8 protein-coding genes are annotated in these 8,776 nt (G+C 73.0%); 7 read left to right on the top strand and 1 reads right to left on the bottom strand.

The features are described 5' to 3' along the window. The 6 genes from ND747_RS29025 to ND747_RS29000 form a co-directional block, all read left to right on the top strand. The coding region (locus ND747_RS29025) for a hypothetical protein (RefSeq protein WP_251737441.1) at positions 1 to 937 on the top strand (937 nt) is incomplete at its 5' end. Continuing rightward, complete coding sequence (locus ND747_RS29020; RefSeq protein ID WP_251737440.1) at positions 934 to 1,632, top strand: DUF4129 domain-containing protein; 699 nt, start codon at positions 934 to 936, stop codon at positions 1,630 to 1,632. The genes ND747_RS29025 and ND747_RS29020, both read left to right, overlap by 4 nt. After that, on the top strand, positions 1,629 to 3,131 hold the full coding sequence (locus ND747_RS29015; RefSeq protein ID WP_251737439.1) for a DUF4350 domain-containing protein: 1,503 nt from the start codon (positions 1,629 to 1,631) through the stop codon (positions 3,129 to 3,131). The genes ND747_RS29020 and ND747_RS29015 overlap by 4 nt, the downstream gene beginning before the upstream one ends. Continuing rightward, entirely contained in the window at positions 3,128 to 4,195 is a 1,068-nt protein-coding gene (locus ND747_RS29010; protein WP_374216352.1) for an AAA family ATPase, read from the top strand. Before ND747_RS29015 ends, ND747_RS29010 begins: the two co-directional genes overlap by 4 nt. 14 nt (positions 4,196 to 4,209) lie before the next feature. Next, positions 4,210 to 5,505, top strand: coding sequence for a DUF58 domain-containing protein (locus ND747_RS29005; RefSeq protein ID WP_251737438.1), 1,296 nt, complete (start codon positions 4,210 to 4,212; stop codon positions 5,503 to 5,505). 232 nt (positions 5,506 to 5,737) lie between these two features. Next, positions 5,738 to 6,118, top strand: a complete 381-nt coding sequence (locus ND747_RS29000) for a VOC family protein (RefSeq protein ID WP_251737437.1) — start codon at positions 5,738 to 5,740, stop codon at positions 6,116 to 6,118. Between the two features lie 96 nt (positions 6,119 to 6,214). Here ND747_RS29000 and ND747_RS28995 read toward each other — a convergent pair whose 3' ends face one another. Next, the gene (locus ND747_RS28995) at positions 6,215 to 7,225 is read right to left on the bottom strand and encodes a stage II sporulation protein M (RefSeq protein ID WP_251737436.1); all 1,011 of its coding nucleotides are present in this window, start codon (positions 7,223 to 7,225) and stop codon (positions 6,215 to 6,217) included. Between the two features lie 208 nt (positions 7,226 to 7,433). Between ND747_RS28995 and ND747_RS28990 the strand changes: the two genes are divergently transcribed. Further along, entirely contained in the window at positions 7,434 to 8,357 is a 924-nt protein-coding gene (locus ND747_RS28990; RefSeq protein WP_251737435.1) for an RDD family protein, read from the top strand. The last annotated feature ends 419 nt before the right edge of the window (positions 8,358 to 8,776 follow it).

The raw sequence follows: 8,776 nt of genomic DNA, 5'->3' as shown, positions 1-8,776 counted from the left end.
CCCGCCGGGAGCCGGGGATCCACCGCCGGGTCCTGGCGGTCCCCCGCCGGGGGGAATGCCGCCCGGCGCGCCCGGCGGTCCGCCGGGTCCGTGGCGATGGGGTGCGGCGGCGCCCCGGCCCGGCATCATCCCGCTGCGTCCGCTGGCTCTCGGGGAGATCCTGGACGGCACGTTCGCGACCATCCGCGCCAACCCTGGTGCCACGATCGGCGTGACGCTGGCCTCGGCCGCCGTGGTGGAGACGGTGGCGACGCTGATCGCCATCGGCACCCAGGACTCCTCGGGCGTGGCGCAGGCGCTGGGCACCGTTGCCTCCCTCGCGCTGGAGCTGGTGCTGAGCCTGTTCCTGTCCGGAGTGCTCAGCGTCGTGGTGAGCGAGGCGACGTTGGGCAGCCGGATCGGGCCGACCGACGCGGTGCGCCGGATCGCCCCCCGCCTGCCTGGACTGTTCGCCCTCACCGTGGCGGTCTTCGTGGCGGTGGCGCTCGGGCTGGTCGCATTGCTGGTCGGCGCGATCGTGGTGTGGGTGTACCTGAGTCTCGCGACCCCCGTGTACGTCCTGGAGGGCGCCGGAGTCCGTCATGCGCTGCGCCGTTCGGTGGCAATCGTGCGCGGCTCCTGGTGGCGGACCTTCGGCATCCTGCTGCTTGCGATGCTGGTGGCACTGATGCTGAACGCGGTGTTCGCCATCGCCACCGGCATCGTGCTGGCCTCCGCGCCGGGGGTGTTCGGTGAGTTCCTCGACGGAGATCTCACCACCGTCGGCCACATCGTCCAGGGCATCGGGAACCTGGTGGCGACGACCGTGTCGGCGCCGATCATGGCCGGCGCCGTCGTCCTCCTCTACGTCGATCTGCGGATCCGGCGGGAGGGGCTGGACGTGACGCTTGCCGAGGCTGCTCGCCAACGCGCTGCGGGAGCGGGGCCGCGCGGATGACCCTGGGCGGCCCGGTCACCCGCGACAGCGCACGAGCGGAGGCGCACCGCGAGCTCAGTCGCGAGATCTACCACCGTGACAACGCGAGCTGGTGGCACCGCCTCCTCAACTGGATCGGCGACCGGGTCGTCGACCTGTGGTCCTGGTTGTTCCCCCGCGGCGATACCGGTGGCAGCGGCGCACCGGGCCTCGGCGCTCTGTCCCTGGTGATCGTGGCGGTGGTCCTGCTCGTCGCACTGCGCTGGTGGCTGGGCCCGGTGCGCCGCACCGCCCGCGCCCGGCGGGCCACCACGGACGATCTGGCCAGCCCGCTGACCGCCGCGCAGCTTCGGGACGAGGCCGACCAGCAGGCCGCCGCCGGGCAGTACACCCTGGCTGTGCGCTCCCGGCTCCGCGCGGTCGTGCGGATGCTCCAGGAGCGGGGCGTCCTTGATCCCCGTCCGGGCCGCACTGCGGGTGAACTGGTCGGAGAGGTCGCCCGCGTCACCGGTGGCCAGCCCGCCCCGGGGCAGTCCGATCCGCTGGCCGCCCTTGGCGCCGCAACCGCGGTCTTCGGCGAAACCTGGTACGGCGGTCGTCCGGCAACCGCCGAGGACTACCGAGTGCTCGTCGAGGCCGATACGGCGCTCTCGCGGCTGCGCACCGGCGGCGCCCAGCACAACGGCTCATCGCCCCTGCCGGCGGTGCCGGCATGATCGCCGGCCCGAACCTGACCCTCAACCGGCGCGGGACTGGCCCCGCAGGGCCGGGCCCCACGGCCCTGCGCACCGGGCCGCGTCCGACCGCGGTCCGTCGTGGCCTCGTGGTCAGTGCGGTCATCGGGGTGCTGGTACTGCTCTTCCTGCTGCTGGCGGTGTTCACCGCGGGAACCTCCGGCGGTCAGCCCTTCGACGTCGGGTCTACCAGACCGCAGGGCACCCGCGCACTGGCCGAGATTCTGCGAGGACGTGGCGTGACCGTTACGCCGGCCGAGACCGTGCCGACGGGCAACAGGCCGGTCGGATCGCCCGGCACCGTCATCGTGTTCGAGCCCGGGCGGCTGGACCGCGATGCGCTCACCGGACTGCTCGGCCAGGTGTGGCAGGGCTCGGATGTGGTGCTCGTCGGCGCCGGCGACGCCGTGCTCGACGTTCTGGAGGTGGGGGTTCGCACCTCGGACGACAGTCTGGGCAGCGCCGCGGCGCCCCGCTGCGCGCTACCCGAGGCTGCCGTGGCCGGCACTGTGCCCTTCGAGGGCTCACCGGCTTACACCCGCGGCCGCAGCGATCCGGGGGGCGCCGGCGGCGTGGGTCGCGACCGCGCCGACATGCAGGTCGTGCTCTGTTACGGCGATCCGCCCACAGCGGCCCAGCTGGTGGTCCTCACCCCGGCCGTGAGCACCACCTCCGGCGGCACGGCACAGGGCGGCACGGCGGCGGGTGGTGGTCGGCTGGTGCTGGTCAGCTCCGCGGACTTCCTTACCAACAGCAGACTGGACCACGATGGCGGTGCCGCACTGGCGCTCGGCCTGCTCGGGCGCCACACCACCCTGACCTGGCTCATTCCGGCCGCGGCCAGCCGGGACGCGGTGGACGCCCGCGGTCCGTTCGAGTTGCTGCCCAGCGGTGTGCGGTGGGGTGTGCTGCAGGTGGCGGTGGTGCTGCTCCTGCTCGGGCTGTGGCGCGGCCGACGGCTGGGACCGCCGGTGCCCGAACCACTGGCAGTCGTGGTGCGCGCGGCAGAGTCGGTCGAGGGGCACGGCCGGCTCTACGCCTCGGCCCGGGCCCGTGACCAGAGCGCCGACGTGCTGCGCGCCGCGCTCCGCGTCCGGCTGGCCGAGCGGATCGGCCTGCCACTGCGCGCGGGACCGGCCGGGACGCCCGAACCGGATCCGGTGGCTCTCGTGGCCTCTGTCGCAGAGCAGAGCGGTCGGTCACCCTCGGATATTGGATCGCTCCTGTACGGTTCGGGCATGGTGGCACCGATCGATGCCCGACCGGGCCCCTTCGGCCGGGCCATGGACCAGATCCGGTCACGGGGCCTGCCGCCGGAGCCGCCGGTCTGGCCACGTCCGGGCACCGCGGTGGCGCTCGACCCGGCGGGGCCTGCGGCTGCGCCGCGGGGGGGCGATCGTGAGCCCGGTCGGGCCGACCGCGCACTGCTGGCGCTCGCCCACGCGCTCGACGACCTCGACCGACAGGTAGGTGGACGGTGACCTCCCCGAACATCGACGCGACGGCGGCCGACCCGGGGGAGACAACCCTCCACAAGCCCGGTGGTACGCCGTCGCACCGCCCACCGCCCACGGGCGAGACGGTCGGGCCCGATCCCGATGCGGCCCGCCGGGCACTGATCGCGCTGCGCGGCGAGGTCGCCCGTGCGGTGGTCGGCCAGGACGCGGCCGTCAGCGGACTCGTCGTCGCCCTGCTCTGCCGCGGCCACGCACTGCTCGAGGGTGTGCCCGGCGTCGCGAAGACGCTGCTCGTACGAACCCTGGCGACCGCGTTGGCGCTGGACACCAAACGGCTGCAGTTCACCCCGGACCTAATGCCCGGAGACGTCACCGGCTCGCTCGTCTACGACAGCCGCAGCTCCGAGTTCACCTTCCGCAAGGGCCCGGTCTTCACCAACCTGCTGCTCGCCGACGAGATCAACCGCACCCCACCGAAGACGCAGGCAGCGCTGCTGGAGGTGATGGAGGAGCGGCAGGTCACCGTCGACGGCGTGCCGCGACCGCTGCCCACGCCGTTCGCGGTGCTGGCCACCCAGAACCCGGTGGAGCATGAGGGAACCTATCCGCTGCCCGAGGCGCAGCTCGATCGTTTCCTGGTCAAGGTGACCCTGCCGCTGCCCCCGCGCGACGACGAGATCCGGGTACTGGCCCACCACGCCGGCGGGTTCGACCCGACCAACCTGGCCGCGGCCGGGGTGCGTGCGGTCGCCGGGCCGGCGGATCTCGCGGCGGCCCGGACGGCCGTCGGTACCGTCGCGGTGCATCCCGACGTCCTCGCCTACATCGTGGACCTTGCCCGGGCCACCCGGGCGGCGCCGAGCGTCCAGCTCGGGGTGTCGCCGCGGGGCGCCACCGCCCTGCTGGCAACCACCCGGGCGTGGGCATGGCTGTCCGGTCGGGGCTACGCCACGCCGGACGACGTCAAGGCCCTGGCCCGGGCGACACTGCGGCACCGGATCAGTCTGCGGCCCGAGGCCGAGCTCGACGGGGTCACCGCCGACGTCGTGCTCGAACAGGTCCTGGCCACCGTCCCGGCACCCCGTTAGCAGGCGGTGGGACGGTGGCGATCAGCGGCCGTGCGGTCGCACTGGCGCTGTGCGGGGTCGCACTTGTCGCGGTGTCCCCGGCACCCGGACTGACCCTGGTGCTGGTCAACCTGCTGCTTGTGGTGCTCGTCGGCATGGACGTGGCCTTCGCCGGTGCGGTGCGTTCGCTCGCCTTCAGCCGGACCGGGCCGACGGCGACCCGGCTCGGGCAGCCGGTGCCACTCGTGCTCGCCGTCACCAACCACGGCACGCGGACCGTCCGTGCCCAGATCCGCGACGCCTGGTCGCCGTCCGCGGGGGCCCGGCCGCGGATCCACCGGGTCGTGGTACCCGCCGGAGAACGACGCTTCCTCGAGACGATGCTGACGCCCACCCGACGTGGTGACCGCACCCCGTTCCGGATCACGGTGCGCGCGCTGGGCCCGCTCGGGCTCGCCGGCCGGCAGGGTCGCCATCACTGCCCCTGGCGGGTGCGGGTGCTGCCGCCGTTCACGTCCCGCCGGGCGCTGCCGGCGGCGCTGGCCCGGTTGCGGGAGATCGAGGGCGAGGTCGCGGTCCGCGGGGCGGGTGCCGGTTCGGAGTTCGACAGCCTGCGCGACTACGTGATCGGCGACGACGTCCGGATGATCGACTGGCGTAGCACGGCACGCCGCGGGGCGGTGGTGGTCCGTGCCTTTCGGCCCGAGCGGGACCGGCGAGTGGTCTGTGTGCTCGACACCGGGCGGACCTCGGCCGGCCGGGTGGGCGACACCCCTCGGCTCGACCACGCGCTGGACGCCGCGCTGCTGCTGACCGCCGTCGCGCTGCGGGCCGGTGACCGGGTCAGCCTCGTGGCCCACGACAGCGTGCCGCGGGCCACCCTGCCCGGCTCGCATGACCATGCCTACCTGGCCCGGATCAGCGACGTGATGGCCGGATTGGAACCGGCGATCGTCGAGGCCGACCACACCGGCATCGTCGCGAGCGTCCTGCGGGCGACGTCCCGGCGCAGCCTGGTCGTGCTGTTCACCGAGCTGGCGCCGGCGGTTATCGAGGAGGGTCTGCTGCCGGCTCTGGCGACCCTGACCGCGCGGCACACCGTGGTCGTCGCCGCGCTGCGCGACCCCCGCCTCGACGAGCTGGCCGTCGGCCGCCAGGACGTACGCGCCGTCCACGCCGCCGCGGCTGCGGAACAGACCCGGATGCGCCGTCGTGAACTTACCGAGACACTGCGCCGACGCGGGGTGGAGGTCGTCGACGAACCTCCGGCCGGCTACGCGGCAGCCGTCACCGACACCTACCTCACCCTGAAGTCCCTCGGCCGGCTCTGAGCCGGCTGCTACCCGCCGGCTCCAGGGCAGCTCCGGCTAGCTCCAGGTAACACCGAACCCCGCGGCGGTGGGCGGTGGCCGGACTCGCCCGCCGGGCCGCAACGCCGACCGGGCAGCGCCTGGCCCTCGATGCGGATCCGCATCCGACCGTCATCCACTGCGCGGGCAACCGTGGGGCAGTGCCCGGGCGGTCGCCCGGAAACTGTCGGGGGGCAGCCGTAAAGTGCCGGGCATGCTTGATCACATCGGAGTACAGGCAGCCGACGTCGCCGCGTCCAGCGTGTTCTACCTGACCACGTTCGCGGCGATCGGGCTGCGGGAGGCCGCCCGGTTCGAGCAGGACGGGGCGCTGGTGGTGGGCCTGTCCGGTCCGGACGGCCAGCCGACGTTCTGGCTGAGCCCGGCCCACGGCACCGAGACCCGGGAGCTGCATGTCGCGTTCCGCGCGCCGGACCGTGCCGCGGTCGACGCCGTGCATGCCGCGGCCGTGGCCGGGGGGGTCGAGGTGTTGCACACACCGCGGGAGTGGCCCGAGTACCACCCCGGCTACTACGGGGTCTTCCTGCGCGATCCGGACGGCCATAACGTCGAGGCCGTCCACCATGGCCCCTGAGATTCGGCGCGCGGCGCTGCGGCAGGATGACAGCCGCCGATCGGTCGGGCGGCCGGGGATGGGCGGCGCGGTCGGGTGGCGCGCTCCCGGGTGAACTCAGACGACGGGAGCCAGGTCGACGGCGCCGTGCTCAGCGTCCAGGTCGGCCGTCTCGCCAGCGGCAGCGGCCCGCGAGCCGTACAGTGCGACATAGCCGACGAAACCCGCCCAGGCCAGCGCACCGATACCGATGCGCACCGCCGTGGGCAGGCCGGAGGGGGTCACAAAGGCCTCGATCACACCGGAGACGGCCAGGGCCATCGCCGCGCCCAGCACGATGGGCACCGCCGCCCGGCCCTCGGCCGCCAGCGCCTCGACCCGTCGGCGCGGCCCAGGCGCGATGATCGACCAGCCCAGGCGCAGCCCCACCGCGCCCGCGACGAACACCACCGTCAGCTCCAGCAGGCCGTGCGGGAGAATCAGGGCGAAGAACTGGTCGCTCTGCCCGCAGCCGGCCATGTAGCCGCCGAGTATTCCAGCGTTTATCGCGTTTACCAGCAGCACCAGCAGGGTGGGCAGCCCGAGCAGCGCCCCGCCGGCGACGGCTGCCGCCGACACCCAGGCGTTGTTCGTCCACACCCGGCTCGCGAACGACGACGCGGGGTTCTCGGAGTAGTAGGAAGCGAAGTCGGAGCGGCACAACTGTTCCACCGAGCTCGGTGGAATCACGTTCGCGCGCGCCTGCGGGTCGTTGACGATCCACAACCCGATCGCCGACGCCAGCAGCACCGACCCGACCGCCGTGGCCAGCACCCACCAGCGCCGCTGGTAGACGGCCAGCGGGAAGGTCACGGTGAGAAAACGGCCCAGGATGTGCCAACCGGGATCCGACGTTCCGGCAACCGCCGCCCGGGCCCGGGTGACCAGGTTCGTCAGGTCGTCGACCAGGTGTGTGTCATACGACCGGGTTCGGATGACGGACAGATGGGTGGCGGTCCGCTGGTACAGGTCGACCAGTTCGTCGAGCTCGGCGGCGCGCATCCGGCGCGGGCGGCCCGCACGGTCGACCAGGTGACCGAGGCGGACCCATTCCGCTCGGTGCACGGCGACGTACGCATCGAGATCCATGTCGGCTTCATCCTTGCAGACGGTGCCTGGGCGGATCGGTGAGACCGCCCCTACCGCTCACCGGAGGACGCCATGACGCACCGGAGAACAGCTCGGACCACCAGAAGACACCTCGGACCACCAGAAGACACTGTGGACTCGAACACCGTAGGCTCGTACCCGGTGCACATCGGGACTCCGGGGGCCGCATGACAATGCCGACGGCGGCATGAGCCCGTCCGGGCGCAGCGCCGGGACCGGTGCGGTGGACCCGACCTACCCGGCCCCGCGAACTGCGCCGGCCGTGCCGGTGGGTGTCGAAACGATCATCACCGGCGAGGCCGTCGCCATCGACCTGCGGGTGGCTCGGCTGGGTTCCCGGCTGGTGGCCGGGCTGCTCGATCTGCTTGCCCAGTTCTACCTGCTGAGCCTGCTGGTCACGCTCGTCCTGCTGGCCGTGCGGCCGGACGACGACGCGCTGTTGAGCGCGATGGTCCTGCTGACCTATGTCACCGTGGTGATCGGGTATCCGGTGGCCTGCGAGACCCTCAGCCGCGGGCGGACTCTCGGCAAGATGGCGCTGGGCCTACGGGTCGTGCGCGACGACGGCGGACCGATCGGGTTTCGGCACGCCTTCGTGCGCGGACTGCTCGGCGCGGTCGTCGAACGGCCGGGCATCCTGTTCGGACTGCCGGCGGTCGTATGCATGATCAGTTCTCGGAGCAGCAAACGGCTCGGGGACGTGTTCGCCGGAACGGTTGTGCTGCAGGTCAGCGTGCCACGCACGGTCAGTGCGCCGCCGTTCGTTCCCCCGCCCCTGCTCGGCTGGGTCAGTCTGCTCGATCTGTCCAGGCTGGACGACTCCCTGGCGCTACGCAGCCGCCAGTTTCTGATCCGGGCGCACAGTCTGTCCGCACCAGCCCTGGAACGCCTCGGCAGCGGCCTCGTCCAGGAGATGCAGGCCGTGGTCACCCCACCACCGCCACCTGGTACGCCCGGGTGGGCGTACCTGTCGGCGGTCCTGGCCGAACGCAGCCGCCGCAGCTACACGCGGCTGATCTCGCAGCGCCAGGCCAGCCGACCGTGGGCGGCCTCCCCCGCCTTCGGACCTGGCTTCGGACCTGGCTATGGAGCCGGCCCGGGGCAACGGTGATCCGGATCATCAGAACCCCACTCCCTTAACGTCATCTAAACAAACCAGGGCGGACCGCACATCAGGCCACCGCCGGTTGGCTTCGGCCGGAATCCCTCGTCTACCGTTACCTGCGGTATCGGACCGTCCCGGCCTACCGGCGTGAATCGGCGCGCACCGCGCGGCGCTCGCCGTCCGGCGTGGACGGTCCCGGGAAGCGACCAAGCACCGGCTCACGCATGCTGGTGCTCGCGCCTGCTGGTCCGAGGTCTCACCACAGTCCGGCGAGTTCCGCCGGCCCACCGGAGGGGGTGACGTCGACGTCTGTCCGACGGGAGTCGAGCACTCCATCCCGACCCACGCCGACGCAGGCAGCATCGCGCCCGCAGGCGCAGCCCAGCCCGTCGCGCGCCGGGTCGGGCGCGGACGCGCAGCCGGCC

Source organism: Frankia sp. R82, from assembly GCF_023716925.1.
Lineage (GTDB): Bacteria > Actinomycetota > Actinomycetes > Frankiales > Frankiaceae > Frankia.
Note: the sequence above shows the minus strand (reverse complement) of the source record. Positions and strands in the feature narration are given on the sequence as shown.